27 protein-coding genes and 1 pseudogene are annotated in these 26,324 nt (G+C 68.6%); 17 read left to right on the forward strand and 11 right to left on the reverse strand.

Annotated elements, in window-relative coordinates; genetic code table 11:
• The first annotated feature begins 6 nt into the window (after positions 1-6).
• The 7 genes and pseudogenes from AB0J36_RS09850 (at position 7) to AB0J36_RS09880 (ending at position 6,964) form a co-directional block, all read left to right on the forward strand.
• Complete coding sequence (locus AB0J36_RS09850; protein WP_357392539.1) at positions 7-456, forward strand: SitI3 family protein; 450 nt, start codon at positions 7-9, stop codon at positions 454-456.
• 144 nt (positions 457-600) lie between these two features.
• The gene (locus tag AB0J36_RS09855) at positions 601-1,860 is read left to right on the forward strand and encodes an NUDIX domain-containing protein (RefSeq protein ID WP_357392540.1); all 1,260 of its coding nucleotides are present in this window, start codon (positions 601-603) and stop codon (positions 1,858-1,860) included.
• A gap of 10 nt (positions 1,861-1,870) precedes the next feature.
• The gene (locus AB0J36_RS09860) at positions 1,871-2,614 is read left to right on the forward strand and encodes a serine/threonine-protein kinase (RefSeq protein WP_357392541.1); all 744 of its coding nucleotides are present in this window, start codon (positions 1,871-1,873) and stop codon (positions 2,612-2,614) included.
• A gap of 245 nt (positions 2,615-2,859) precedes the next feature.
• Complete coding sequence (locus AB0J36_RS09865) at positions 2,860-4,452, forward strand: AAA family ATPase (protein WP_357392542.1); 1,593 nt, start codon at positions 2,860-2,862, stop codon at positions 4,450-4,452.
• The gene (locus AB0J36_RS09870; protein WP_357392543.1) at positions 4,436-5,494 is read left to right on the forward strand and encodes a UvrD-helicase domain-containing protein; all 1,059 of its coding nucleotides are present in this window, start codon (positions 4,436-4,438) and stop codon (positions 5,492-5,494) included. Before AB0J36_RS09865 ends, AB0J36_RS09870 begins: the two co-directional genes overlap by 17 nt.
• Positions 5,495-5,505: 11 nt before the next feature.
• Positions 5,506-5,672, forward strand: a pseudogene (locus AB0J36_RS09875) (tryptophan--tRNA ligase); the annotation flags it as partial.
• A 176-nt stretch (positions 5,673-5,848) separates the two neighbouring features.
• Complete coding sequence (locus AB0J36_RS09880; RefSeq protein WP_357392544.1) at positions 5,849-6,964, forward strand: hypothetical protein; 1,116 nt, start codon at positions 5,849-5,851, stop codon at positions 6,962-6,964.
• 344 nt (positions 6,965-7,308) lie between these two features.
• Here AB0J36_RS09880 and AB0J36_RS09885 read toward each other — a convergent pair whose 3' ends face one another.
• Positions 7,309-7,773: a DIP1984 family protein gene (locus AB0J36_RS09885; RefSeq protein WP_357392545.1), complete on the reverse strand. Its 465-nt coding sequence runs from the start codon at positions 7,771-7,773 to the stop codon at positions 7,309-7,311.
• A 671-nt stretch (positions 7,774-8,444) separates the two neighbouring features.
• On the opposite strand from AB0J36_RS09885, the gene AB0J36_RS09890 reads away from it, so the two are divergent.
• Positions 8,445-8,912, forward strand: a complete 468-nt coding sequence (locus AB0J36_RS09890; RefSeq protein WP_357131942.1) for a hypothetical protein — start codon at positions 8,445-8,447, stop codon at positions 8,910-8,912.
• Positions 8,913-9,099: 187 nt separating this feature from the next.
• On the opposite strand, the gene AB0J36_RS09895 is transcribed toward AB0J36_RS09890, so the two are convergent.
• Entirely contained in the window at positions 9,100-9,606 is a 507-nt protein-coding gene (locus AB0J36_RS09895; protein WP_357131945.1) for a DUF4760 domain-containing protein, read from the reverse strand.
• Between the two features lie 222 nt (positions 9,607-9,828).
• Between AB0J36_RS09895 and AB0J36_RS09900 the strand changes: the two genes are divergently transcribed.
• Positions 9,829-9,993: a hypothetical protein gene (locus tag AB0J36_RS09900; RefSeq protein WP_357171633.1), complete on the forward strand. Its 165-nt coding sequence runs from the start codon at positions 9,829-9,831 to the stop codon at positions 9,991-9,993.
• A 39-nt stretch (positions 9,994-10,032) separates the two neighbouring features.
• Here AB0J36_RS09900 and AB0J36_RS09905 read toward each other — a convergent pair whose 3' ends face one another.
• Genes AB0J36_RS09905 through AB0J36_RS09930 form a run of 6 tightly spaced genes read right to left on the reverse strand, consistent with a single transcriptional unit; the run spans position 10,033 to position 14,964 of the window.
• The gene (locus AB0J36_RS09905; protein ID WP_363660397.1) at positions 10,033-10,602 is read right to left on the reverse strand and encodes a hypothetical protein; all 570 of its coding nucleotides are present in this window, start codon (positions 10,600-10,602) and stop codon (positions 10,033-10,035) included.
• Positions 10,602-11,924, reverse strand: coding sequence for a hypothetical protein (locus AB0J36_RS09910; RefSeq protein WP_357131954.1), 1,323 nt, complete (start codon positions 11,922-11,924; stop codon positions 10,602-10,604). Before AB0J36_RS09910 ends, AB0J36_RS09905 begins: the two co-directional genes overlap by 1 nt.
• Positions 11,921-12,718 (reverse strand): ATP-binding cassette domain-containing protein, encoded by a 798-nt coding sequence (locus AB0J36_RS09915; protein ID WP_357131957.1) that lies wholly within the window; start codon positions 12,716-12,718, stop codon positions 11,921-11,923. The genes AB0J36_RS09910 and AB0J36_RS09915 overlap by 4 nt, the downstream gene beginning before the upstream one ends.
• Before the next feature lie 11 nt (positions 12,719-12,729).
• Entirely contained in the window at positions 12,730-13,536 is an 807-nt protein-coding gene (locus tag AB0J36_RS09920; protein ID WP_357131960.1) for a zf-HC2 domain-containing protein, read from the reverse strand.
• Positions 13,533-14,084: a sigma-70 family RNA polymerase sigma factor gene (locus tag AB0J36_RS09925; protein ID WP_363660398.1), complete on the reverse strand. Its 552-nt coding sequence runs from the start codon at positions 14,082-14,084 to the stop codon at positions 13,533-13,535. Before AB0J36_RS09925 ends, AB0J36_RS09920 begins: the two co-directional genes overlap by 4 nt.
• Positions 14,085-14,139: 55 nt before the next feature.
• Positions 14,140-14,964, reverse strand: coding sequence for a helix-turn-helix transcriptional regulator (locus tag AB0J36_RS09930; protein ID WP_363660399.1), 825 nt, complete (start codon positions 14,962-14,964; stop codon positions 14,140-14,142).
• 240 nt (positions 14,965-15,204) lie between these two features.
• On the opposite strand from AB0J36_RS09930, the gene AB0J36_RS09935 reads away from it, so the two are divergent.
• From AB0J36_RS09935 to AB0J36_RS09955, 5 genes are all read left to right on the forward strand, one after another.
• Positions 15,205-15,942 carry an SDR family oxidoreductase gene (locus AB0J36_RS09935; RefSeq protein ID WP_357131969.1) on the forward strand — a complete coding sequence of 246 codons (738 nt, stop codon included), beginning with the start codon at positions 15,205-15,207 and terminating at the stop codon, positions 15,940-15,942.
• 24 nt (positions 15,943-15,966) lie between these two features.
• Positions 15,967-16,269, forward strand: a complete 303-nt coding sequence (locus AB0J36_RS09940; RefSeq protein ID WP_357171637.1) for a hypothetical protein — start codon at positions 15,967-15,969, stop codon at positions 16,267-16,269.
• Between the two features lie 176 nt (positions 16,270-16,445).
• Entirely contained in the window at positions 16,446-17,216 is a 771-nt protein-coding gene (locus AB0J36_RS09945; RefSeq protein WP_357131975.1) for an IclR family transcriptional regulator, read from the forward strand.
• A gap of 441 nt (positions 17,217-17,657) precedes the next feature.
• The gene (locus AB0J36_RS09950; RefSeq protein ID WP_357171639.1) at positions 17,658-19,088 is read left to right on the forward strand and encodes an extracellular solute-binding protein; all 1,431 of its coding nucleotides are present in this window, start codon (positions 17,658-17,660) and stop codon (positions 19,086-19,088) included.
• Between the two features lie 101 nt (positions 19,089-19,189).
• A complete protein-coding gene (locus AB0J36_RS09955) occupies positions 19,190-21,106 on the forward strand; it encodes an ABC transporter permease subunit (protein WP_357131981.1) in 1,917 nt (638 codons plus the stop codon).
• Positions 21,107-21,116: 10 nt separating this feature from the next.
• Here AB0J36_RS09955 and AB0J36_RS09960 read toward each other — a convergent pair whose 3' ends face one another.
• The gene (locus AB0J36_RS09960) at positions 21,117-22,016 is read right to left on the reverse strand and encodes a CDP-diacylglycerol diphosphatase (RefSeq protein WP_363660400.1); all 900 of its coding nucleotides are present in this window, start codon (positions 22,014-22,016) and stop codon (positions 21,117-21,119) included.
• 191 nt (positions 22,017-22,207) lie between these two features.
• Positions 22,208-23,005 carry an SAM-dependent methyltransferase gene (locus AB0J36_RS09965; RefSeq protein WP_363660401.1) on the reverse strand — a complete coding sequence of 266 codons (798 nt, stop codon included), beginning with the start codon at positions 23,003-23,005 and terminating at the stop codon, positions 22,208-22,210.
• 143 nt (positions 23,006-23,148) lie between these two features.
• Between AB0J36_RS09965 and AB0J36_RS09970 the strand changes: the two genes are divergently transcribed.
• Complete coding sequence (locus AB0J36_RS09970; protein ID WP_357392551.1) at positions 23,149-23,643, forward strand: hypothetical protein; 495 nt, start codon at positions 23,149-23,151, stop codon at positions 23,641-23,643.
• 101 nt (positions 23,644-23,744) lie between these two features.
• Positions 23,745-24,371: a phosphatase PAP2 family protein gene (locus AB0J36_RS09975; protein ID WP_357131993.1), complete on the forward strand. Its 627-nt coding sequence runs from the start codon at positions 23,745-23,747 to the stop codon at positions 24,369-24,371.
• Positions 24,372-24,374: 3 nt separating this feature from the next.
• Here the strand turns inward: AB0J36_RS09975 and AB0J36_RS09980 are convergent, their stop codons facing one another.
• Positions 24,375-25,124 carry an A24 family peptidase gene (locus AB0J36_RS09980; RefSeq protein ID WP_357132249.1) on the reverse strand — a complete coding sequence of 250 codons (750 nt, stop codon included), beginning with the start codon at positions 25,122-25,124 and terminating at the stop codon, positions 24,375-24,377.
• 632 nt (positions 25,125-25,756) lie between these two features.
• Here AB0J36_RS09980 and AB0J36_RS09985 point away from each other — a divergent pair.
• Positions 25,757-26,323, forward strand: a complete 567-nt coding sequence (locus AB0J36_RS09985) for a hypothetical protein (protein ID WP_363660402.1) — start codon at positions 25,757-25,759, stop codon at positions 26,321-26,323.
• Position 26,324 lies beyond the last annotated feature (1 nt).

The following is a 26,324-nucleotide window of genomic DNA, read 5'->3' on the forward strand; positions in this document are numbered from 1 at the left end:
CAGCACGTGGGTATCGAGTACCGACTGACGCTGGCGGGCGACATCCCGCTGGAACAAGTGGCCGAAATCGCGGCTCCTGGGAACGTCGAGGAGTCAACTCTGCCCGGATACCCCCGACTACTCGGCGCCGACCTCGGTGACGAGTCCGGCTACACCGTCAGCGTCTATGCCGGCAGAAACGGTTACTACGACGCCGAGGACGACGACGGCTCCCAATGGGAATGGGAACCCGACCCGTACGTCAACATCGTCTTCCACATACTCAAGGACGACACGTCCGGCAGGGCGGTCCCCGACATGGTCGCGGCCGTCGACCGGCTGCTCGCCAGCAGGCCGGAGGACGCGGCACTGACACTGAACGGTAACTGGCTGCTACTGACCCGAGTCGCAGGAACCCTTCGAAGGCACCGACCGTCGTGGTGGAACAACTATGGCCTCGACCATCGTCCCGCCTGAGTAGAAGCCCGCGAGTTGGGATGCCCACCCCAGGGCGTAGTGGAATGCCAGGTACCAACGAACGTGCCTGCCCCGCAGGACCGTTCAGCTCGTTCCCGCGACGCGCTTGAATCCATCCAGGCAGCCCTCCGGAGGAAGCCAGCCGTGATTCGTCGATACTCCTCCGCCGGCGCGGTCGTCACGACCAACGATCTGGGCGCTCCTTCGATCCTGCTTCTCGATCAGGTCCGGGGGAACGGCGAACGACAGACCGTAGCCCCGAAGGGTCGCCTCGATCCGAGCGAGGCACCCCTGCAGGCAGCCGTGCGGGAGGTGGCCGAGGAGACCGGTCTGACCGGTACTCAGTACGGCGCGTACCTCGGACAGGAGAAGTACGTCTTCACCGACAGCGACGGCTCGCCTGCGGCGAAGACCGTTGACTGGTTCCTCTTCACCACCGCGACCACCGCTACAACGCCAGCCCGAGACGAGGGCTTCGTCCAAGCTCGTTGGCTTGACGCCCCCGCCGCCCGACGAGCGGCCACCCACGTTGAGTTCCAGCCGATCCTGGACCGCGCCCTCGCCATCATCGCCTGGCGTTCGGCAGGGCCACTCCCATTCAGCCGAAGCCTCAGCCAACTCATAACCGAAGTCGCAACGGACGTTCAGGCCGCCATCGCCGGGCACCCTGAAGCGGGCATAGGGCTGTGCGGCTCGGCCGCCCGCGGCGACTTCATCGACGGCTGGAGCGACGTCGGCTTTGTCGCCTGGAATCTCCCCGCGTCCTCACGGACAGCAGCCAAGATCAACGAGATCGTCGCCGAAGCCTCCAAGCTTCACGGCATACGAGCCTCGCTACATCTCACCGGCGAACACGCTGACGACGTCCGCAGCCTCGGCGCTCTGCACGACATGACGATGCGGGTGGCGCTGGACCGCGTCGGCCTCGACACCGCCGTGATCGCAGGCGCGGGCCCGACGCACACCACAACTCCAGCAGCAACCAATCTTGCCGAGGACATCGGCGTGCTTCACGACATCGCCGTGAGTGGCCTCAGCGCCAGATACGACAGCAGTACCCGGCGCGAGGACGCCGCCCGCCACGTTCTGTCCGTGCTCTCATGCGCAGCTCGGCTTCTAGTCGTTCAGCGGCAGCCGAAGGCACCCCTGCGGCTCCCCGAGGTGGCGGAAGCTCTCCGTCACTGGCCGGGCAAGCAGCTCACGGATCTGCTGTGCGACTACGACGCGTTCCGCCAGAGCGGGATGCTCACCCTGAACCAGGCGGAACAACTCGCTGCACGTGTACCGGCAGCACTCGTGGAAGCCGCCGGCAACCACCGCGAACCCGCCTGGTCCCCGGAGCAGACGGGCATCTGCCGGCGGACCGGCACAAGCGAAGGACCCGACGGCCACGTGGGGGCGTAGGTTCGCCAACATGTCCGACCTGCCGCTCGCGTCCGCGTTCACGGTCTTCAACGACCAAGACTCGGGATGCCTGTCCTACGGCGTCGAGAATGCCGGGCGCCGCTGGTTTGTCAAGAAGGCCACCACCGTGCCGGCCCGCCTCTCACTGATCCGGGCCAAACGATTCCATGCCGCGGTTCAGCACCCAGCGATCGTCCGCCCCGAGCAGATCCTCAACAGCCCAGACGGGCCAGTGCTGGTCTACCCCTGGCACGACGGGTCAGTACTCAACCACGCCACCACGCACGGCTCGGACCGAGCCGCGCTTACCCGGTTCCAACAGCTGCCCCTCCCCGACGTCGAGGCAGCGATCACCACGATCCTCGACGCGCACGAGGCCGTCGCAGCGGCTGGCCACGTCGCGGTCGACCTGTACGACGGCTGCTTCCTCTACGACTTCGACACTCGACAGATGCGGCTGATCGACCTAGACGAGTACCGGCCCGGCCCCTTCGTCCTCGACGCCGACCGCCTGCCCGGATCCCGCCGCTACATGGCCCCAGAAGAATTCGTCCGCGGTGCCGTCATCGACCAACGGACCACCGTGTACACCCTCGGCCGCACCATCTGGCACCTGCTCGACTCCCCACACGGCTGGCGAGGCACCCCGTCCCAGGCTCGGCTTGCCACCCACGCCACCCGCGCGGCGCCCGTAGATCGACACCCCGAGGTAGCACGACTAGCCACAGCGTGGCAAGTCACCCTCACGGAGTGAAACGGGCTCCTGCCAGACGACGACCGTTACACGTCCGTCCTGGTACGCACCGCGACACCGCCGCCTTCGTCGCCACGTTCCGGTCGGTCCGCACTCTCTGACCGGCTACAACCATGGTCAACTACGCGACAGCGGAATGGATATCGGTACGCCGCCAACCATCATCGACACGTACCGTGACGTGAGGAGACGGCCTTGACCAATCCGTACCAGGCGGAACAGCCACGCGACTTCTACGGCCACGCATGCTGAAGAAGATCACGATCAAAAACTACAAAGTGTTCCGGAACTTCGCGCTGGACCTCAACCCCGGCGTGAACGTGATCGTCGGCGACAACGACGCAGGCAAGTCGAACCTGCTAGAGGCCATCAACCTTGCGTTGACCGGCAGGCTACGCGGCAATCCGGCGGCCGCGGAGCTGTCGCCGTTCCTGATGAATCTGCAAGCCACCCGTGAGTACGTAGCAGCGCTGCGCGCACGCGGCCCGGCGGAGCCACCGGAAATTCTGATCGAGCTCTATTTCGACGACGCCGACAACCTGGCCACGCTCAGAGGCGCGAACAACTCGCTGCGGGAGTTCACGCCCGGCGTCAAGATCCGGATAGCCTTCAACCTCGATTTCATCGACGAGTACGCCACGTACATTGCCGAACCGGGCCGCATCGCCTGGGTGCCGACGGAGTACTACCAGGTCCATTGGACCAACTTCGCTGGTGAGGCCATCACGGCGCGCGGGGTTCCGGCGGCCGCAACGCTGATTGACGCGACCGCGATCCGACTTCCGAACGGGGCAGATGCCTACCTGCAGTCGATCATTGCTGACTCCCTGGGGCCCCGTCAGCGGGTCGAGCTGTCGCTGGCCTATCGCAGTCTGCGGGAGACCTTCGGCGACATCGCAGCGGTCAAGGAGATCAACACCAGGCTTGCCGGGGAACGCGGCGAGATCAGCGATCGAGAGCTGACACTGTCCATCGACATCTCCCAACGGGCAGGCTGGGAGCGCAGCCTCGTACCGCATCTCGACGAACTGCCTTTCCCCTACGTCGGCAAGGGCGAACAGAGTTCACTCAAGATCCTCCTGGCGTTGACCGAAAAAATCGCCGACACACACGTCGTGCTCATCGAGGAGCCGGAAAACCACCTCTCGTTCTCGTCACTGAATCAGCTCGTCCACAAGATCAACGAGAAGTGCGCCGGCAAGCAGGTCCTAGCGACCACTCACAGCGCCTTCATCCTCAACAAGCTCGGCCTCGACGAGCTGATCCTGCTGACCAACGCGGGTGGGCAGCGCATCACCGACCTGCGCAGGGACACCGTCGACTACTTCAAGAAGCTCTCCGGCTACGACACCCTGCGCCTGGTCTTGGCCAAACGCGCAATCCTGGTGGAAGGGCCCTCGGATGAACTAATCCTGACGCGCGCCTACCTCGATGAACATGGACGCGAACCCATCGCCGACGGCGTCGACATCATCAACGTCCGTGGCCTGTCGGCCGCCCGCTTCCTGGACCTGGCCGTGCCACTGGCCAAGCCCGTCGCCGTCGTCAACGACAACGACGGCGACGCCGCCAAGATGCATCAGCGCTACGCGGAGTTCGCCGAATACGACTTCATCTCCATTCACGTGGGCACCGGGGACGCCAAGACCTTGGAACCCCAGGTACTAGCCGCCAACGGTCTCGCGCGCCTGAACGAGATCCTCGGCAAGAACTTCGCGACCGACGAAGAGCTGCTCACCCACATGACGGCCAACAAGACTGGCTGGGCGCTCGCGGTCTTCGAGTCCGAGCAGACCATCACCATGCCGGAGTACATTCGCCATGCCGTCCGCCGGTAACCGCGCGGTGATCGCTGCCGCCGGGTCACGCAAAACTCAGCTGATCATCGACGCCGCGCTCGCCGACCCATCGCAGCGCGTGCTCATCACCACCTACACCCAAGAGAACCTCGCCCAGATCCGTCGGCGCCTGGTCGAGGTCACGGGAGTGATTCCCGCCCATATCACCACCATCACCTGGTTTCAATTCCTCATTCGTCAGGGCGCGAAGCCGTTCCAGGCCTGCGTCACCGGCAGGATTGACCACATCCGGTCGCTCAACTTCAACGGCCGGCGGCCACGGTTCGCCCCCCGCGACAAACCTCTCGCGTACTACTTCGACCGCAATGGCGACATGTACCGCGACGGAGTCTCCGACTTTGTCTGCTGCGCCGACAGCGCCTCCGACGGTGCCGTGATGCACCGACTGGAAGCGATGTACGACCACATTTACATCGACGAGTTCCAAGACCTCGTAGGTTACGACCTCGACTTCGTCGACAAGCTCTTCGGGTCGAGCATGGGCGTCACCGTCGTGGGCGATCCCCGTCAGCACACCCTCGCCACGAACAACGGACCACGTAACAAGAAGTACCGCGGAGCCGGGATCCTGGACTGGTTCCAGCGCCGACGAGCGGCCTGCCCGGTGGAGATGCGTACCGAAAGCTGGCGTTGCCACCAGCTCATCTGCGACTGGTCCGACCGGCTCTACCCCCAGATGCCAACCACGACGTCCCGGAACCTTGCTGAGACGGGACACGACGGCATCTTCAAGATCACCGGAGAGGGCGTGCCCGCCTATGTGGCGAAATATTCTCCCCAGGTGCTGCGTGACTCGGTCAGGACGCCAACGCTCGGACTAGCAGCCCTCAATATCGGTGTCTCCAAGGGCAGCACCTACGACCGCGTGTTGATCTTCCCCACCAAGCCGATGCTCAGCTATCTACGGACGGCCGACCACTCAGCTCTCAAAGCACCCGACCGGCTCTACGTTGCCGTCACGCGAGCCAGGCACAGCGTCGCCTTTGTGGTCAAGGCAGACGAAGCCGACTACTGGATCTAGCCGCGATCCGCGATCCCATACTCGAACGACGCGACCGCTACGAAGCCGATACCGGCCTGTCGACCAACTGATCATAAAGGGCGCGGAACGCACCCGGCGCGAGGTCCAGCAGACCGTGCACGAAGCACGCAAGGATACGGGCCTCACGGGCGTCTACACAGCTCCGCCGCCGGGCTGAGTGGTGCGAGAGCCCGCTGCCACCACGACGTAGACCACGACCGACTACCCAGTCGTGCCACTCGCCGGCACAATGACGCGACCCGACAGTCGCAGCCGAGCAGGGTCATCGCCGATTGAAAACCCATCTGTCGGCCACCGAGAAGATCAACGCTGAACATCCTGGGAGAAATAGTTATGACCGAAGCTCCGAACGACGCCGGCGACTCCGACGACGGTGCTGCCCGGGAGGCTGTCGAGCGGGAGCGGACCGAGCTGCGGGAGTTCATTAGGGGCTTGAACCCGGACGACGTCAAATCAGGCAACTGGTTCACGAAATTGGTCGCGCAGGCCCTAACTTCTTACACTAACAAGGTCGACTGGCTGTACTTCCAGGAGAAATACAAGGGCGTGCCGGCGGATGGCATCGTTGAACAGCGGATCACGATGGCATCACGATATGCCGCGCTTGAAGGTGGACTCTCGGCCGGGGCATACTCAGCGGCCGTCGCTGCCACTATCGGCAGTGCCGGCGGAGCCTCGTCGCTGACTCTGCCGGCCGCCGCGGTGACCCTCATGGTCGACCTCACCTACATCACCCAGCTTCAGCTGCGCCTGGCCTACGACATCTCCGTGCTTTATCGGGTCCCGCTCGACCTAGACGACCCAGACGACATGTGGAAGCTCATCCGTGTGGCCTTCACGATCAAAGGCGGGGAGCTCGCGCGGGAGAGCCTGACCAAGTCGGTCCCGCTCGTGGTGCGCCCGTTGGTCAAGCGGTTCTACTCCAAGAGCGTCCTGACCGCGGCGAAAGGGCTTCCCGTCGTCGGGAAGCACCTCCTGCAGCGCAACGTCATCAAGGTCGGCATCCCCTTGGTCGGCATTCCCCTCACCGTCGTGCTGAACCGCTACACGACGCTGTTCGCGGGCCGGCACGCGCGAACCGTCTTCCGTAACGAGGCGCGGGTGACTGAGCTCGCCGAGAGGCTGAGCAGCCGGAGTCAGCACCCGAGGCTGCTGCTGTGGGTCGCGTGGCTCGTCATCACAGCGGACAACAAGATCGGCCACGATGAAGCGCTGCTGATGAAGCACCTGGCGCGCACCGTCCGCGAACTGCACGGGGTAGTCGATGATCAACTAGCTGACGTTGTCGAAATTGACCCTAACGAGGTGTGGAGGCGTCTGGACGCCGAGCCCGGAGACCTGACCGAGCTCCTTGACGTCGCCAGCCGGGTGGCCACGGTCGATGGCGACATCACCGCGCCTGAGAAAGAAGTCATTGCCGAGCTTCATGACCGTTGTCGTCGAGCCTGACGCCGCCGGGAGCGCACGACTGCTGCTGTAGGCGAGCAGCGCCTGAACGCGCTCCTCGGACGGCAGGGGTGGCGGCGACGCGATCGATAGCCGTCAGGTGCCACCTTTGAGCCTGCTGCAAGAGGTTGCGGAAGTCCCCTGTCCCACCCTCACCGTCGTGGATCTGCACCCGGTAGTGTGCCGTGCCCTGTGCGCCGTCACCTGTGTGCTGTGCTGGGCATGCGATGTGTGCCGGGGAATCGAACCCCAACGCCTGCCCTCGGCGCGCCAGGAGTGAGCCGGAATACCCGCCGGCTCGCGGGTTCGTGCACGCCTCCACGTCGGCTACCTGCTCCGCAACCCCCTCAGTCCAGCAGCTCGACCTCCCAGTTCGTCCGCTGGATCAGCGTGTCGACCTCGCGCAACTGCCGGGCGAAGTCGTCGGCCTGCCGGCGCAGCTCGGCCACCGGCAACGCCGGGATCATCTTCAACTCCGACCGCAGCTGCCGATATCCGCGCTGGCCCTCACCTGCGGCGGCGTCCGCCGCCCAGTTGACCACGCTGTGCCGCAGACGGAGAACGTCGCGACGCGCCAGCGCGTCAGTAAGCGTGGCGCCATCGACGGTGGTTGCGGCGTTGGTGCGATTGATTCGCCGGATCAGCGACTCCAGCTCACCGAGGGCCTCGCCCACCTCGGTCAGGAGAGCCGAGGCGTCTTCCGCGGGTGCCTCGCCCTCCTGGTAGCGGGCACTGGCCGTAATGCGGGCACGGAGTTGTTCGGCGCGGCGCGCCGCGTCCGCGCGCAGCGCCAGGGCCTCAGCAAGCTTCATGGGCACCAGTATGGCCAGCGAAGATCAAAGCCGCGCCCCAATTTCATCCCAGTCCTGTCGGCCCCCTTGGGCTCGCCACAGGTGCAGACGATCGGCTCAAGGAGACGGCGGGAACCGTGTCGTACCACCGATGGGCCGCTCCCCGGGTGCTCGGACGTCCCCAACCGAGGACGGACCCATGACGCAACCCCGGACATCACCACGAGGCGGGCCGCACACCGCCGCGTCGTGCACCGCAACCAGGCCCTGGACCAGCGCGGACACAACGGGACAGCACTGCCGTTACTCGGACGGCAAGCCAAGGTCACGACGGCAAAAAGACTTCATAGCGTTTTGTCGTTTCCTGGCCACTTTTAATCCATAGGTTCAGGGTTCGAGTCCCTGGCGGCCCACTCTCGCGCAGGTCAGCGACACTTAGAGGCCGCTGTTGCCGTGCGTCGGGCCGGTACGGCAGATGCCAACCGTGCCGACTTCGATGGCGGTCCTGGCCGCGAGCTGCCGTGTCGCTTCACCCTTGGTCATGCGGTCCGCCCAACCGCTCTTTCAACGGCCCGATGTGCGCCAGGCCGTCGGGCGCCGAACAGCAGCGACCAGGGACGACCCTTGGCGACGACGTTTGTCGAGGTCACGCTTGATCGACAGCCCACGAGGGTCGGTGCCATGATGGGGCCATGCCGAGCGACGTCTGGGTGTCGTTGACCTCGCTGGGCGGGGTGGCACTGGGCGGGGGCTTGTCGTTCTGGGTCCAACGCATGACTCAACGGTCGGCTGAGCGAGCAGAGGAACGACGGCAGGCCATGGCTCTTGGCGAGAGCCGCCGAACGGAGCGGCTGGCCCAGTTGCAGAGTTTCATCGAGGTCACGGCCGAGGCTGAGCGATGCGCATTCACGCGTCCATTCAGCTGGCAGGACGGCGATGAGTGGCAAGTCCAAACGCAAGCGATCATGAACCGTGTATGGGTGGCTGAGCGGATGATCCGCCTGACGTTTCCACTTCCGGTTCATACCGCGGCTCGGGCCTACTTCCTTGACCTCAACCGGGCTGTATGGGAAGTGCTACCCGACGGGCAAAGCGTAAGGGACTATTTGGAAGATCATCGGCTAGCCTTCCTCGACGCCGCTCGGACGGCCGTGGACTAAGCGGTTAGGCCACGACGAACCTCGGGCTCCTCATCGGGGACGTACCCGGCTGCCGACGCCTCGGGACAGCCATCCACGGAATCGAGCCGCCGCCGACGACGACTGTCGACAGCAAGGGTGACAGCCACATCCGTGGATGACAGGTCCGGCTGGCCGAAATGATGCTCGCTAAAACTCGAAAGGAAGATCAAGCTGCATCGGCGGCGGCCGGCTCACGCGTTGACCGTACTGCCCGCCGGGACTCCCAACGACCTGCCAGCCACACCAGGTTCCCCCAGTAGCTTTCGACCCGGTATCTGTGCCGCAGCTCGGCGATAAGCGGGCTCGCTATCTCGCGGATCTCCAGGATGGACGCTCCCCAGTTGTCGACGATGAAGTTCTCGTCGGCCATATTGGCACGAACGAACATGCCCGCCACATCGAAGCCGTTACAACGGACCATGACTGCTGTCTTCTGCTCCTCGGTCCACTGACTGTAAGGAACTTCGAGGACCGACGGCAGCACCCGGGCGGCGGACCGCATTTCGGGCGAGGTGATCAATTTGACCACTTCCATCGTGCCTTGGACCTCTTGTGAACGGTATGCCGCCTCGACCTGCCGCCCAGCGTGCCGGGCCTGGCGAGCTCCGACCAGCAACGCCAGGGCGACGATCAAAGTGGAGACGACCTGGGAGATGGCGATGACAGTGTTCACGCCGCCGATCATTGCTCATACCCGGCAATAGATCGAGTGCGCTCAACTCGACATGCAGGCCGCTGAGCCGCCGCCCGAGCCGCCGCCCGAGCCGCCACCCGAGCGCCGAACCCCGTCACGCATAACCTGACGGATCAACGAGCCCGGTTTCTCCGGCGATCCGGCGCGGTGTTGACGCTCGATCAGGACGCCGACTGCCCCTGCTGTGACCCGCGTCAGGCGATGGACACCCTGCACACGATCGCCAGGGCGGTCCCTCCGACCGGCAGGCGCGAGATCCAGGCGATCGTGGATCCCCTTGCTGAGCGGTACCGCGCCCGCACCCTGCACGATCCGAGCTGGCCACAAGACGGCCAGTGGTGGTGGCGACGCATCGCCGATCGCTGAGTGACCGCGAGACCACTGCGGCGCGGGTCGGCGCTTCCGTCACTCGCGTCGGGCGGCTCCGTGCAGCGCGTACGCCACCACGCCCGCGACCGCCAGGACGGCCGCGACCACGGCCGCCGGCCGGCTGTCAAGGGGTTGGCCCGGCCAGGTGGCGAGCGCGCCCCACGTGCCCGGTTGGGGGAACATGGCGGCGGCGATCGCCCAGCCCACGGGGAGGAACCAGGCGCGGGCCGCGCCCGCGACCGTCGCGCAGAGCGCGGTCAGGCCCAGCAGGCCGGCGGAGTCGCGGACCAGCAGCGCGGTGGGGCCGAAACGGGCGCCGGTGGGTTGGGTGGCGAGCAGCACGACGAGTACGAGCGCCAGCGCGGCCAGCAGGTGCACGGCTCGCCGCCACGGCCAGCGCAGTGCGGCGGTGCGTTCCAGGTCCTCGTCGGGGGCGGCCAGGGTGGTCGACAGGGTCGCCACCATCAGCGTGACCGTCAGGACGACGAGCAGGAGGATGACGTCGCGCTCGGTGGACAGCGTCAGCCACAGCGCCCAGATCAGGGCGGCGGCGCTGACGGACGCGGCCAGTGCCACGGGTACGCGTCGTGCGCGTAGGTGCAGCATCATCGCGACAGCAGTCCGGTGGGGTCCTGGCAGGCCAGGATGGCGTCGCGTACCGCCGTCACGCGGGAGAGCGCCTCCGGTGCGGGCAGCTTCTGGAGGTCCCGCCACAGGGTGACCGCCTCGGCGTTGAGCTGCGGATCCTCCTCGATCATTTCGGGGATGACGCCGACGTCGGAGACCGGCTCGCGGCCGAGCAGGTGGTATGCGGCGGCTCGTTCGACCGCGCCGTTGCGCTCGCAGTCCGGGCCGCCGTATCCGGTGCCCAGGCCGAACACCATCTCGGGGACCACGGCGTCGGGATGAGCCAGGCCGCCGTGGTCGTCGATCCGAACGTCGATCGTGACGGTGTCGGCGTCGCGGAGGGGCACGTCCCCGATGAGGTAGGCCCGCGTGTCCTCGTGCGCCTGGGTGGGGGCGTCCGGCATCTTGGCGAGGGCGGCCAGGCCCTGGCGGGCGAGCGGGGTCAGCGTGTCCAGCACGTTGGCGTTGACCCGGGTGACGCAGACCTTCGGGGCGTCGTCGGTGCAGACGAGTTCGCGGGCCACGGGATCGATCGGCGCGACGAGGGTTGCCTCGTCACGGGGGACGAGCGCCGCCGCGACACCGAAGCCGAGCAACACCGGCAGCACGGCGGCCACCGACGTACGGGGACCTTGCGCGACCAGCAGGAGTACGCCGGTCAGCGCCAGCCCGCCCAGGAAGATGGCGAGCACGGCGGTGACCCGGGGGTCGATGGTCTGGAACGGGTAGAACGTGCTGCTGCCGTACGCGGGAGACAGGATCGCGCCCATCCAGTCCGGCCGCATGATCGCGGTGAAGAAGACCAGCAGCACACCGGCCACGGCGAGCACGGGCGCGGTCACCAGGGCGGGTAGCAGCCGCCCGATGCCCAGGCCGAGCCAGGCCGCCGCGACCAGGGAGAACGCGCCGACCAGCGTGATGGCGACGACGTCCGGCGGGAAGTACGCGGCGGTGGACGCGATCCGCATGCCGCCCGCGCCGACCACCAGCAGGAAGGCGAGCCCGAGCGCGGCCCCCATCGCGACGAGGACCGGAAGCATCCGGCGGGCGCGGGATCGGGGTGTGGTGGCGAACAGTTCCCCGACCTTGGCCCGGTGTTCGCGGCGGCCCTGCCACGCTCCGGCGGCGAGGGCGATCGGCCAGAGCAGGAGCAGGTACTCCTTGACGGCGAGCGTGAGGGACATCCACCCCTCCGACCAGCGGCCCGGGGCGAGGTAGAGGGCGGCGACGCCGACCGCCACCACGAGGAGCGCGGCGCCGGCTGCGGCGGAGCGCCGGAGTTCGATCCGCAGGACGCTCATCGGCTGGCCGCCTCGTGGCGACGGAGCAGCGCCGAGTAGCCGCGCTCGGCGGGGCTGTCACCCGGATGGCGCTCGTCGCCCTCGGCGGCCAGACCGGCGGGCGTGCCCTGCCACACCAACCGACCCTCGTTGATCAGCACCACCTCGGTACAGGCGGCGACCACGTCCTCGACGAGGTGGGTGGAGACCAGCACGCAGGCGTCCGTACCCAGGTCGCGCAGCAGCTCGCGCAGGTCGAGGCGCTGCTCGGGGTCGAGGCCGACGGTCGGCTCGTCCAGCAGCAGCACCCGCGGATCGTTGACGATGGCCTGGGCGACGCCGGCCCGGCGGAGCATCCCGCCGGAGAGTGTGCGGAGCCGGGCGTCGGCTTTGGCGCTGAGCCCGACGCGGTCGATCGCGCGCTGCGTGGCCGCTGGGATGTCGGACTTCGGCATCTCCTTCAACCAGGCCAGGTACGACACGAACTCGCGCACAGTGAAGCGCGGGTAGTAGCCGAAGTGCTGCGGCAGGTAACCCAGCGAACGCCGGGCCTGGCGCAGGTCGGCGCGGCCGTCCACCGAACTGCCGAGCAGGGTGAGCCGGCCGCCGGACGGCTTGAGCACGGTGGCCAGGGCACGCATCAACGTCGTCTTGCCCGCGCCGTTGCGCCCCAGCAGGCCGTGGACGCCGGTGCCGAGGCTCAGGTCGAGCCCGTCGACGGCCAGGTGTCGGCCGGCCCGCACCTTCAGCGCCTCGGCGTGGATGGCCCAGGGGTGGATGGTGGTGGCCGTCTCGGCCAGGCTCACCGCTCGCATGGTGGTTCCCTTCAGAACGAGGTGAGGCGCCGGAAGCTGTTGGCGCGCAGGAGGGTCAGGGCGGCCAGCACGACCGTGACGACGGCCCACCCACCGATGGCCGCCGGTTCCAGGAGCACCGGCAACTCGGCGGTGGCGAGGCTGGGTGCGATCACGGCGGCGGCCCAGGCGGCCATCAGCCCGACTGCGGCGCGGCGGACCCCGACGAGGGAGCCGAGCAGCAGCGTGGCGGCGGTGAAGGCGAGGCACGGCAGCAGCATCAGCGCGGGGTTCACCCGGCTGGCCCCGTAGGCGGCGAGCACGGCGAGCACCGGGATGACGAGGACGAGCACCCCGGCGGTACGGCGCAGGAGCATCGTCAGACCGGCCGAGGGGGTGCCGACGACGAGTTCCCAGGCCGGGTCGCCGCGTCTGCTCCAGGCCGCGGCGACCCCGGGCAGCGGCGCGAGGGGCGCGAGCAGCAGCACGATCGACGGCAGCTCGGACAGGAAGTACGTGAGCACGGCCGCGGTGCCGAGCACGCCGGCGGTCATGGCGACCCAGGGCAGCAGCGCCGCCACGAACCAGCGCTGCCGCAGCGGCGTACGGAGGAAGGCCCTTGATCGTGGGGTGGGGCCGGCGGCGATCGCGCGGTCGACGGCTGCCGCGACCTCGGCGACCAGGGCGCGCGACTCGATGGTGGTGCTGCCGGCGAGGCGGGCGCGGCAGTCGGCGCAGCTCTCCAGGTGCACTTCGATCGACCAGACGGTCGCCTCGTCGAGACCGGGATCGCCGTCGGCGTAGCGGTCGATGTCGTTCAGGGTGGGATGCGTGGTCACGACAGGGCCTCCCGCAGGACGATCCGGGCGCGGCGGATCCGGGACTTGACGGTGTTCTCGGGTACGCCCAGCAGCACGGACGTTTCGCGGACGGTGAAGCCGTCCAGGACAGTGGCGCGGAGCACCGCGCGGACCTCGGGCGGCAGCACGGCGAGGGCCTGTTCGAGTTCCTGCCCGACCCGGCCGGCGAGCGCCTCGTCCTCGGCGGCGGGCACGACCGTCTCGACCGGATGCACCTGCGGCACCCGGGCCTGCCGCGAACGACGCCGGAACGCGTCCACCAGGCGGTGCGCGGCGATGGTCCACAGCCAACCGACGGCGCTGCCGCTGACCTGGTCGCCGGCGAAGCTGCCGGCTGCCCGCCACACCGTCAGGTAGGTCTCCTGGAGGACGTCGGCGACCACGTCCGGGTCCGCGCACCGGCGGCGCAGGCGCACCTCCAACCAGGGCGCGGTACGCCGGTACAGCTCGTCGAAGGCCCGCCGGTCACCGCGGGCCACGCGACGGACGAGCTCCTGCTCGTCCGTCGCGTCCAGGCTTCGTCTCACGTGAGGTAAGACGACCGTCCCCGCGCGATCGGGTCCCCCACTCCTGTGACCGTCGTCACTCTGCTCGGCTATCTGATGCCGGCAGTGTGGCCAGCGCCTTGGCGCTGCGGCTGCCCGGTTCGGGCGTGCCGACCAGCAGTTGCTGACCGGGAGCGTCCCGGACGTCGAAGGTCTGGTAGGTCAGCTCGATCCGCCCCACCTCGGGGTGTTGGATGACCTTGAACATGCGGGTCAGGCCCTGCGCTGTCTGGTCCGCCCAGAGGGCGCGAAACTCTGGCGAGTCCCGTCGCAGGTCGGTGACGAGCGCCTCGATCCGGGGGTCGCTCGGGAAGAGACCGGCGTTGAGTCGCAGGGCGTGTACGACGTTCTCGGTTAGGGTCGGCCAGTCGGGAAAGACGGTACGGGCCTGCGGATGCCGGAACAGCACCCGGACCATGTTGGTCGGGCCGGTGAACGGGGACAGCAGGGCCGCCGCCACGCCGTTGGTGGCCAGCACGTCGAACGCGGGACTGAGCACGTACGCGGCGGAGGTGGGGAAGGCGTCCAACAGCCGCAGTAGGGCGGGGTGGACGGACGCCCGAGCATTTTCCGGGCCGGGGCGCGGATGGAGCCCGGCGAGCCGGAAGAGGTGACCGCGCGCCTCCTGGTCGAGGCGTAGGGCCCGGCCGATCGCGTCGAGCACCTGTGCGGAGGGATTGCGCTCCCGGCCCTGCTCCAGGCGGGCGTAGTAGTCGGCGCTCACCCCGGCCAGGACCGCGATCTCCTCGCGGCGCAGTCCCGGTACCCGGCGGTCGCTACTCCCGAGCAGCCCGACCCCTTTCGGGTCCACTCGGGCGCGGTTGGCCCGAAGGAATTCCCCAAGCCGGTTTGAATCGGACATGTCGACCAGCCTAGAACCCGGCGACACCGGGCCAGCCGCCGGCTTCGCGGGGCCGGTCGCCGCGCTGTACAGCTTCCGGCCGAGGGCGTACGGGACCGAGCGGACCGAAGTTGGACGAGGACGTATGCGCCGCCGAGGTGTCGCGCACCCAGGAAGCCACACCCTTCCGGGGGTCGTGCACGGGCCGCATCGTTGAGCAGCGGCGCTCGGCCGCAGGTCCGAAGGACGACGGGGGAAGCAATGGCAGACAGCACCGACTCGAAGATCATTCTCATCACCGGGGCCAGCAGCGGCATCGGCGCGGCGACGGCTCGCCGACTGGCCGCCGACGGCCATCACGTCGTGCTGGGCGCCCGGCGGGTGGACCGGCTCGCCGCGCTCGTCGACGAGCTGCGCGCTGCCGGTGGCGCAGCCGACCACCACGAGCTGGACGTGACGAGCCGGGACAGCATGCTCTCCTTCGTCAAGGCCGCTCACGATCGGCACGGCCGCGTCGACGTACTGATCAACAACGCCGGCGTGATGGCCCTCTCCACCCTCGACGCGCTGCGGGTGCACGAGTGGGAGCAGATGGTCGAGGTGAACCTGCTCGGCACCCTCTACGGCATCGCCGCCGCGTTGCCACTGATGCGGGCGCGCGGTACGGGACACATCATCAACATCGGTTCGACAGCGGCGTACCGCGTCGACGCGACGGCGGCCGTCTACTGCGCCACCAAGTACGCGGTCCGGGCCCTCACCGAGGGGCTACGCCAGGAGAGCCGGGACGTCCGGGTGACGCTGGTGAGCCCCGGCTACACCCACTCGGAGCTCACCGAGCACGGCGGCTCCCCCGAGGTGCGCGCCGCCGTCCACGCGGCGGCCCAGGAACTGGGGATGCCGGCCTCGGCGGTCGCCGACGCCATCGCCTACGCGATCGCCCAGCCGGACAGCGTCGACGTCAACGACATCACCATGCGATCCACCGTGCAGGGCTGAGCGCACACCACGAGGAGGGCACCCATGAGCGAAGCGCTCGAGATGACCACGTTCCGGCTCGTCGCCGGCCTCACCGGCGCCGACTTCGTCGACGCCAACGAGGACATCAACGAGTACCTGCGACGGCAGCCCGGCTTCCGGTGGCGTCGGATCATGCAGGCCGACGACGGCACCATCACCGACATCGTCGCGTGGGACTCGGCCGCCGACGGCCGGCGCAGCGCCTCGGAGATCATGACCGAGATGGCCGGCTCCCCGGTGCACGCCACCATCGACCAGGCCACGGTCGACTTCCGGATCGTCCCGGTGCTGCAACACACCAGCTGACATCGACACCTGACGCCACCTTCCGGAAGTGCGCCGCGGCGCGCCCGGAAGGTGGTGCCTGCCGTCCCCGCCTGGTCCGGAGCCTGGCGCGGACGGCTCACGTGGCTATCCTCTTCAGGTGCTGGTCCGTGTGGAGATCGTTGACGCGGGTCCGGCATTTCGAAGGGACTAGCGACATGGCCCGTGTGGTACCGGCAGTTATCCGCGCACTCGACGTCCTCGAACTGTTCCTGGACTGCCCCCAACTGTCGGCCCGCCAGGTGATGGAGCGGCTCGACCTGCCGCGCACGACCGTCCACGAGCTGCTCGTGACGCTCGAGGCTCGCTCGTACCTGATCTCCGTGCCGGGTCAACCGGTGCAGTATCGGCTCGGGATGCCGCTGTTCCAGCTGGGCGCGGCGTTCGCGGGTCGGCTCGATCTGGTACGCGAGGCGCAGGGTGTCGCGCGGGACGTGGCCGCCGCCTGTGACGAGGCGGTTCACGTGGCGGTGCTGGACGGCGCGGATGTCGTCTACCTCGTCAAGTTCGACAGCATCCACCCCGTTCGGATGGTGTCCGGAGTCGGGTTGCGGCTGCCCGCCCACTGCACGGCGGTCGGCAAGGTGCTGCTGTCGGCCCTCGATCCGGAGGACTTGGACGCGGTCCTGTTGAAGGATCCCCTGCCGGGCATGACGTCGGACAGCATCACCGACCCGGACCTCCTGCGGGCGCATCTCGACCAGGTCCGGGCGGAGGGCGTCGCGGTCGACGTCGGCGAGTCGGACAGCGCGATGCGCTGCGTCGCGGCGGCGATCCGGGATCACTCCGGGGCCGTCATCGCCGCGATGAGCCTGTCCGCGCCGATCATCCGGTGGACGCCGCAGGTGCAGGTGGAGTGGACCGGGTTGGTTCGCGAGGGCGCGGCAGCGCTGTCGACGCGCATGGGCTATCGGGCCCAGTCCCGGTAGCAAACCTCCCGCTTTCGGTTCGAAACAGCATCGAAACATTGACATCGGTGACCGGGCTGCTCTAGCGTCGCACCACTCGATGCGGTATATCGAACCTAGTTCGAAATCTCGAACGGCGGTGGTCTCGTGACACGACCGAACCGGAACGTCAGCGCCCCTGTCTCGACCCTGTCGCCGACCGCCTCGACCACGTCGCGCCATCCGAGGTGCGGCACCCGACAGATCTCGGGTGGCTCGGACGGAGCACGCGTGAGCGGACGTCCCGCGGCGGCCGGCTGGCCCGCTCGCCGTGACGGCGACCGACGAGCGAACTGATCTCGACAGGCGACCCTCCGTGGTCGCCACCACAGAAGCCCAACTGGAAACACGACGATCGCGGCGTTCGCCGGGTACGCCTTCGGCGTGCGGCCGTGCGCGGCGAGATGAAGGAGGCGGGTGTCCATGGAGGACAAATCGGGTTGGTCTCGACGCGGCGTGCTGGGGATGGGGGTGGGAGTGCTCGGCGCGGCGGGTCTGGCCGCGTGTGGGGGCACCTCCGAATCGCCGACCAAGGTGCAGGCCGAGGTTCCGCAGGAGCTGATCGACGCCGCCGCGTCGATGAAGGGCTCCTCGATGGGGATGTTGTCGCAGAAGCTGTACTCGACGGCGGCGAACGACGCCCTCGACAGCTCGATCAAGAAGTTCGCCGACACCACCGGCACCAAGATCGAGAACAGCCTTGTGCAGGCCGACGCGGGCGACGTGGTCGCCAAGATCGATGCCGAGGTCAAGGGCGGGGTGGCTCGTGACCTGGCGTTCATGACCGACTCCCGGTTCGTCGCGCAGTTCCAGGCGCTGGGCGACCTGGAGGACGTCACGGACGTCGTCCAGGCGCTGACCGCCAAGTACGGCGAGCCGTGCGCGGAGGCCAAGAACTACTGCGTCTTCGACGGCAAGTGGTTCGCGATCCCGTACCACTTCATCGGGATCGGGTCGTTCCTGCGCAAGGACTGGATGCAGGACAAGGGCATCACGCCCAAGGACATCTACAGCTGGGAGGAGCTGCGGGACGTCTGCCTGGAGATCTCCGATCCCGGCAAGCGCAGGTTCGGCTGGGGCATGACGATCAACCGGTCCGGCGACGCCAACGGCATGATCGAGGCGCTGATCAACGCGTACGGCGGGTCGATCGCCTCCAACGACGGCCGCAAGGTCACATTCGAGTCGCCGGAGACGGTGCAGGCGGTGACCTTCCTCGGCGACATCTACACGAACTCCAAGTACAAGCCGATGCTGCCGCCGGGAATCGCGAGCTGGACCGACACCAGCAACAACGAGAACTGGCTCGCCGGCATCCTCGGCTACACCCGCAACCAGTTCAGCGTCTACGCGGACTCGCGGACCAAGAAGAACCCGGTGCACGCCAACACCCACGTGTTCTCCGACTGCATCGGACCGGCCACCAACAACCCCCTGCTGCTCGGCCAGTCACAGGGCTTCGTCATCTTCAAGGGCGCCAAGAACCCCGCGCTCGCCAAGCTCCTGGCGCAGTACCTGGTCAGCGCGCCCGCGCTGCTCGGAGTGGCGAAGGAGGCACCCGGTCTGGTGATGCCCGCCTGGGAGAAGGTCTGGGACGCGGACCCGTTCTTCACCAGCGGCGACCCGGCGTTCCCCATGCTGCGCAAGATCACCCAGTTGCAGCTGCCGTTGAACACGAAGAACGGCCTGACCTTCCCGCAGAAGGCCAGCGCCGGCCAGCAGGCCGTCGGCTCGGCCTACGTTCTCACCGACATGATGCAGCAGGTCGTGCAGGGCACCGCGCCCGCGCAGGCCGTCAAGGCGGCCCACACGAAGATGGTGCAGATCTTCAACCAGCAGGGGCTGCCGCAGTGAGGACGCTCCGTCCCGCGCGGGTCCCGGCGGCGAGGGCTTCCTCGCCGCCGGGATCCGGCTCCCTCACGCCGACCCAGCGCCGGCTGGGTCGTGACTGGCGAATGGCGGCGCTATTCCTGACGCCGATGGCCGTGCTGGTCGGCGGCCTTGTGCTCGTACCGATCGCCCGATCGATCGTCACCAGCACCACCGAACGGCACGGGCAGGAGTCCGTGTTCGTCGGCCTGGACAACTATCTGCACCTCGTCGGCGACGACCAGTTCCACACGGGCGTGGTGAACTCGTTCGTCTTCACCGCGTACGCCGAGATCTTCAAGGTCGTGCTCGGGCTGGCCGCGGCCCTGCTGCTGCACCACCGACGCCGCGGGCGGGCGGTGCTGGCGGGGTTGCTCCTGGTGCCGTGGGTGGTGCCGACCGTGGTGACCGCGTTCAGCTGGCGCGCGCTGCTCGACCCGATCTTCGGCAGCGTCAACAACCTGCTCACCGCCACCGGAATCGGGCCGCTGCTGGTCGACCTGCACCTGGTGGACAGCTGGCCGGCGGGCTGGCTGTCCGACCCGTCGCTGGCGATGCCGTCGGTCATCATGGTGAACGTCTGGAAGGGGGTGCCCTTCTTCACCGTGTGCTTCCTCGCCGGCCTGAAGGCCATCCCGGCCGACCTGTACGAGGCGGCGACCATCGACGGCGCGTCGGCGTGGCAGCGGTTCGCCAACGTGACGCTGCCCGGCCTGCGCCACGTGATCACCGTGACGGTGACCCTGTCGTCGATCTGGACGTTCAACAACTTCGACCTGGTCTGGCTGCTCACCCAAGGTGGTCCGGGTGACGTGACCGCGCCGTACGTGCTCGTCGCGTACTCGAAGGCGATCCTGCAGTTGCAGTACGGCGCGGGCGCGGCGGTCACGCTCGTCATGCTGCCGGTCATCGGCGGGCTGGTGTTCTTCCTGGTCCGGCTGCTGCGCCAGGATTCGGGGGCGAAACTGCCCCGGGCACGACGCGCGACGCTGCGGGTCGGTACGCGGGCGCGCAAGGCCCTGCCGTGGGTGATCACCGCGGTGGTCACCGGGCTGCTGATCTGGGCGTCGCCGGAGATCTTCTGGAAGGCGGCGGTGATCCTCGGGGTGATCCTGCTGATCGCGGCGGCGGTGGGCCGGGTGGTGTCGACCCTCCAGTCGCGCGGCGGTCGCCGGGCATCCTCGGCGGTGTCGGGCTTCGGCTCCTGGGTCGCGCTCGCCGGGCTGCTCTTCTTCGTGCTCGGTCCGCTGTACTGGATCGGCGTCACGGCCTTCAAGTCCGAGGGCCAGGTCGTCATGCGTACGGACGACCTGTGGCCGACGCCGTGGACCACGGAGCAGTTCACCGGGCTCTTCGCCAACCAGCCGTTCGGTCGCTGGTACCTCAACACCCTGCTGGTGTCCGCGGCGTCCACGGCGGTGGCGCTGGTCTGCGCCGCTCTCGCGGGTTACGCGCTGGCCCGGCTGCGGTTCCGTGGCGCGCAGGGGTTCACCGTCACCGTGCTGCTCACCTACGTGATGCCGGGCGCGCTGCTGTTCATCCCGCTCTACCAGATGCTCATCGGCGTGCGACTCACCGACTCGTTGTGGTCGCTGGTCGTGACGTACCCGACGTTCACACTTCCGTTCGCCACGTGGCTGCTGGTCGGCTACTTCTCCTCGATCCCCGTGGAGCTGGAGGAGGCCGCGCTCGTCGACGGCTGCACCCGCCTACAGGCGTTCGGCCGGGTGGTGTTGCCGCTGGCCAAGCCCGGACTGCTGGCGGTCGCCCTCTTCACCCTGACCAACGCCTGGAACGAGTTCCTCTTCGCCTTCGTGTTCATCACGAAGGACGAGTACAAGACGTTGCCGGTGGGGATGCAGTCGATGATCGCCGGAGATGTCGTACCGCAGGGACAGCTCGCCGCGGCCTCGCTGCTCGTCAGCATCCCCGTGGTGATCATGTACGCGCTCGGGCAGCGCTTCCTGACCGAAGGGCTCACCGCCGGGGCGGTGAAGGGCTGACCGGCGGAAATCAGGTGTACGCGAGCAGGAAGTCGACGGTGCCCGTACCGCCGGGCTGGCCCTGCGGGGTCTGGAGTGCGGGCTCGCTGTTGATGACGTAGAACCCGCCGTTGCCGACCAGGCGAGGGGTGACCGCCATCGCCTGGTTGGCCATGTTCGCCCCGGTCGGGCGTACGACGAAGTCGCGCAGCAGCGTGAACAGGTTGTCGTTCAGATTCGACACGTGCAGCACGCGGTAGGAGCGGGGGGCCGGGGCGCCCCCGCTCGTCAGGCCCCAGATCGGGACGATCTGGTTCCGCCAGTTCGCCGGGTTGTTGCTGATCACGTTGTCGTACGAGTTGAGCTGAGTTTGAATTCCACTGTGGATGCCGGCCAGGTGGATGTGCAGTTGGTCCTGCTGGCGGGCGTCGGCCGAGTTGATCCCGAGCCCGATGTGCGGGTACACCACGTGCGAGGGCTGCCCGGGCTGCGCGTTGATCCAGGCGTCCAACCAGTAGTTCGGCGCGGCGGCGGTGGCGATGAACGGGCACTCGATGCCCTTCACGCGGCAGGTCGGCACGAGCAGATAGTTGTGGGTGTTCGGCGGCGCGCCGTTGAGCACCACGTAGGTGGACGTGGTGCGCAGGCAGTTGGTCGGCGGTGAGGTCCGTGTACCCAGGCAGACCTGGACCCGGTCCCAGAGGTCGAACCGGCCGCCGGTGTCGGTGGGATAGCCGCACAGGGCCGACGGTGTCGGGCAGGCGGTGCCGCCCGGGTCCGGCGGTGGCGGGGGTTGGGGTGTGCCGTCACCACCGTCGGCCATTCCGCCGTCCGCCCCGGCCAGGGTGAGAAGCCCGCCCGCGCTGACGGCCCCGGACAACTTGACGAACTGCCGTCGGGCCATCTGATCGATCCGTCTGCTGCCGCTCATCGCCACTCTCCACCCAGGCCGGTCCGAGGACGCTGCCCGACCCGAAGTCCCTGGTCAGGGTTCGGACGGGAAGGTTGGAACGTGCCGAGATTAGGACAAACATTCACACCTCAGAGGGTCGCCGACGGCGGAGTCCCCTGATCGTGTCCTGACCACTCCCCCCGGGGCCGGCCGCCGAAGGCGAGAGCGGGTCAGCGGCGGACGCCGACCCCGGCGTACCCGTGCGATTCCACGACCTCGGACTCCCCGTCCGGCCGCCACCGGGTGGTCTCCACCAGACCGGGCTCCACCAGGTCGTACCCGGCGAAGAAGCGCAGCGTCTCGGCGTGCGTGCGCGGCACCAGCGGCGCGCTGCTGTTGCGGTAAACGGCCTGACCGCGCTCGGCCAACTCTGCCGGGATGCCGTCCAGCGTCAGGTGCGACAACGCCAGGTGGCTGCCGGGCACGGTCGCGTCGCGCAGCCGGGCGACGGCCCCCCACGGGTTGTCCCCGTCCGGAACGAAGTGCAGCACCGCGAGCAGCAGCACGGCCACCGGGCGGTCCAGGTCGAGCGTGCCCCGCACGCCCGGGTCGGCCAGCAGGTCGTCGGGCCGTCGCAGGTCACCCTGCACGACGGCGGTGCCGGGCACGTCCGTCAACAACCGCCTGGCGTACGCGACGGCCACCTCGTCGTAGTCCACGTAGACCACCCGGGCGTCCGGCGTCACCGCACGCACCACCTCGTGCACCGTGCCCTGGGTGGGGAGCCCCGCGCCGATGTCCAGGAACTGGTGTACGCCCTGCCCGACGGCGTACCGGACGGCCCGGCGCAGGAACTGCCTGTTCATCTGGGCGGCCGCCGCGGTGTCCGGGAAGATCTCCAGCACCCGCTGGGCGGCGGCCCGATCGGCGGCGAAGTTGTTGCTGCCACCCAGGAAGTAGTCGTACATCCGGGCGACGTTGGGGCGGGCGGTGACGTCGGTGGTGTCGGGTGCCGGCTGCTCGGTCACGAGGGATCCCTTCGACGCACGGTCGGATCTCGATGTGTAGCAGCTGAGCCGACGACCCGCCGCCCCCTCGTGTCGTTGATCCGGCTGCACCCCTGGTCAGCGCCGACCACGGTGGGGGCACCCACTCACGAGGAGGGACGCCGATGACCAGTCAACGGGAGACCGTACGGGTCGAGAAAGACCTGTTCCGCGCCGTGTACGACTCGCCCGCGTCACTGCCCGGCCGACACCGGTGGACCACGCCGGAGTCGGATGTCCGGCGTCTGGAGAAGCTGCTGGGTATGCCGACGCGCACCATCGGCGCGCCGCTCTGGGTCAGCGGCGACGAGCCGGACTGCCCGAAGTGTGGCCGGCGGATCACCTGGTACGACATCGTCTCCTCGGCGGTCACCGGACTGCACGACAAGGGCATGATCGCCGAGGTCATCCTCGGCGACCACAAGTACGTCAACACCGAGGTCCCGGACGCCATCGCGGGGGTGCACTGCGCCGACTGCCACACCGTCATCGAGGGCCTGCGCAGCTTCAAGTGCCACAACTGGGCGTACGCCTTCGAGGCGCTGGAGGCCGTCCGGGAGCGCATGGCCGGCGGCCCCGGCCCGACCCAGCGCGCGGCCGAGGGAGCCGCGTCGACCTGAGCCCCGGCCAGCCCATCGCGTGCTGGACCGACCTGCCCCACGTTCGCGTTTCCAAGATGTCTCCAAGGTGAACGCGGTATGAACGTGTGGAGAGGTGATTCATGGCCGACAACGGCAGTACGGACGTCCCAGAGATCAGCGCCGAGTGGTACCGCGACATCGTCGATGCCGCCGCCGGCACCCCGCACCCGGTGCAGTGGTTCGTCGGGCACGCCACCGAGGGGGTGATCCTGCTCCTCGGCGCGCTCCTGGTGGTGGCCGCGCTGCGCCGCCTGGCCGGTGGCCCGCACGACCGGGCACTCGCCCTCGTCGCGCCGCTGCCAACTCTCCTGGCGTACGCGGGCAGCGAATTGCTCAAGACCGTGGTGGACGAGGACCGGCCGTGCCGGACGGTGGGCCGGGCCATCATCGCCGGCACCTGCCCACCGCCGGGTGACTACTCGTTCCCGAGCAACCACGCCACCCTCGCCGGCGCGCTGGCGGTCACCACGCTGCTGCTCTCCCGGCGGCTCGGGCTGCTCGCCCTGCCACTGGCCCTGCTGGCCGCGTTCTCCCGGGTCTTCGTGGGCGTGCACTACCCGCACGACGTGGCCGCGGGCCTGCTGCTCGGCGCCCTGGTCGCCCTCGTCGCGACCCCGCTGCTGGCCCGCCCGGCCGCCGAGGCGCTACGTCGCCGCACCGACGCCCGCCGTCGAATACCCGACCTGGCCGGCCGACCCCGCCCGTAACCCTCAGGTCGCCAGGAGGGCGCCCGCCGTGCCGAGGAGCAGGAACGGGCCGAACGGCAGGTGGGTGGTCCAGCGGACCCGTCGGGCCACCAGCAGCCCCAGGCTCACCAGCGCGGACAGCCCGAACGTGAGCAGCAGCCCGAGCACGAGGACGGGCCACCCGTACCAGCCGAGCAGCGCGCCCACGCCGAGCGCCAACTTGGCGTCGCCCAGCCCGAAGCCGCGGCGACCGAGCAGCAACGTGCTGGCGGCGAAGAACAGGGCCAGACCCGTACCGGCGGCGACGGCCCGCACCCACGGACCCGCCCCGGCGTCGGCCAGCGCCGCCACGCCGAGCAGCAGCCAGGTTCCGCCAGCGGCGGGCAGGGTGAGCCGGTCGGGTAGCCGGTGCACGGCCAGGTCGACGAAGACCGCCGGTAGCGTCCAGCCCAGCCACCAGGCCACGGCCGGCAACGCGCCCAGCGGCGGGCCGACGAGCACGAGCAGCGCCACGGCGGCCAGGGCCGCCACCTCGATCGTGCCGGGCGGCGGCCCGACCCGGGCGCGGCACCGACCACACCGGGCCGCCGGACCGAGCGCGGGCCACGGCCCGGTCAGGCTGATCGCGGCCCCGCAGGCGTCGCACCCGGTCCGGCTGGCGGCGTCCGAGGGTACGGCGTGACGCACGACGGCCAACCGCGCCAGCGGGGTGACGAGCAGGGCTGCCAGCACGGGTGCGAGCCGGAGACGACGGGTACCCGGCACCGGCCCCACCTCGGTGACCGTAGGACCGCCGGAGGCGGACGGTTGGTCGGTCGGTTCGGCCGTCAGCGCCACGTCGACCCCGCCGAACGTCGCGCGACCACCCCGAAAGGTGAACACGGATCGTGACTGAACGTTCGCTCGGGTGTAGCGGATGGCGCGGAAAGCGACGTCCCCCACCGACTCCGTCCGCCCCGGATCGGCCCGCACGATGTGCGGTCGCCGCCGAGCCGCGACGCTGGCCACATGCCGGCTTCCGGTTGCGATGTCCCATTCTCGTAAGGGGCGTAGGGGTCAGGACGGATCGGCCCGCGCCAACGAGGCCGGGCCATTGGCGACCCCTCGACCGACAGCCATCCGAAGCGCCGCACGGACACCTGCCACCACCACCCATCATCACTCAGAGTGTTCGCATGAATTGCCTCTGTTGCATCGGCGAGCGTGAGCTTATGCTCGCCCCTTGAGTGTGACGCAAGCCTCACATCGATGATCGGACAACACAGGACCTCGCATTTGTAGAAGATCCGCAACGGTGAATGCAGAAGCGCCAATGAACGGCCGGATGAAGTGATCCGGGCGCGCTTTCGCATGCTCGACACCGGCGCTTCGTCGCCACGTCGGGCTGTCACGAGGAGGGTTCGGCGGTGGTCGGACGGCAGTTCAGGCGAGCGACAACCTGCCTGCTGGCGATCGTGGCGACGGCGGCGGCCACCGCCTGCGGCAGCGGGCCGGAGGCGGTCGACGACCCGACGTCGGAGCGTGCCGACGGGGTACGGGCAGATTCGGATGTCGAACGCGGGGCCGCCGAAAAGGCGGCGCTCGAGGCGTACTCCGGATATCTCGCGGCCTCGCGCACGGCGAGTGGGCGCGGCGATCCGCACGCGCCGGAACTGTCCAGATTTCTCGCTGATCCACTGCTGACCCGGGTGCAATTGTCCATTCGCGACGCTAAGGAGCACGGCGCGATGCGTACCGGGACCTTGCGATCCGATCCCACCGTGATCGCCGTCGACCTCGACTCGGACCCGGCCACCGTGGAGATCCAGGACTGCCTGGACGCGACCGGCTACCGGCTCGTCTACACGAAGGACCAACGGGTGGTGCCGGGCAGCGGCGGCGGCAAGCACCTGGCGACCGCCACCGCCACCCGCTATCCGGACGGCCGCTGGCTGATCAGCTCCGGCGTCGCGCACCAGGACCAGCCGTGCTGAG

The sequence above is a fragment of the Micromonospora sp. NPDC049662 genome, assembly GCF_040675055.1.
Classification (GTDB): Bacteria; Actinomycetota; Actinomycetes; order Mycobacteriales; family Micromonosporaceae; genus Micromonospora.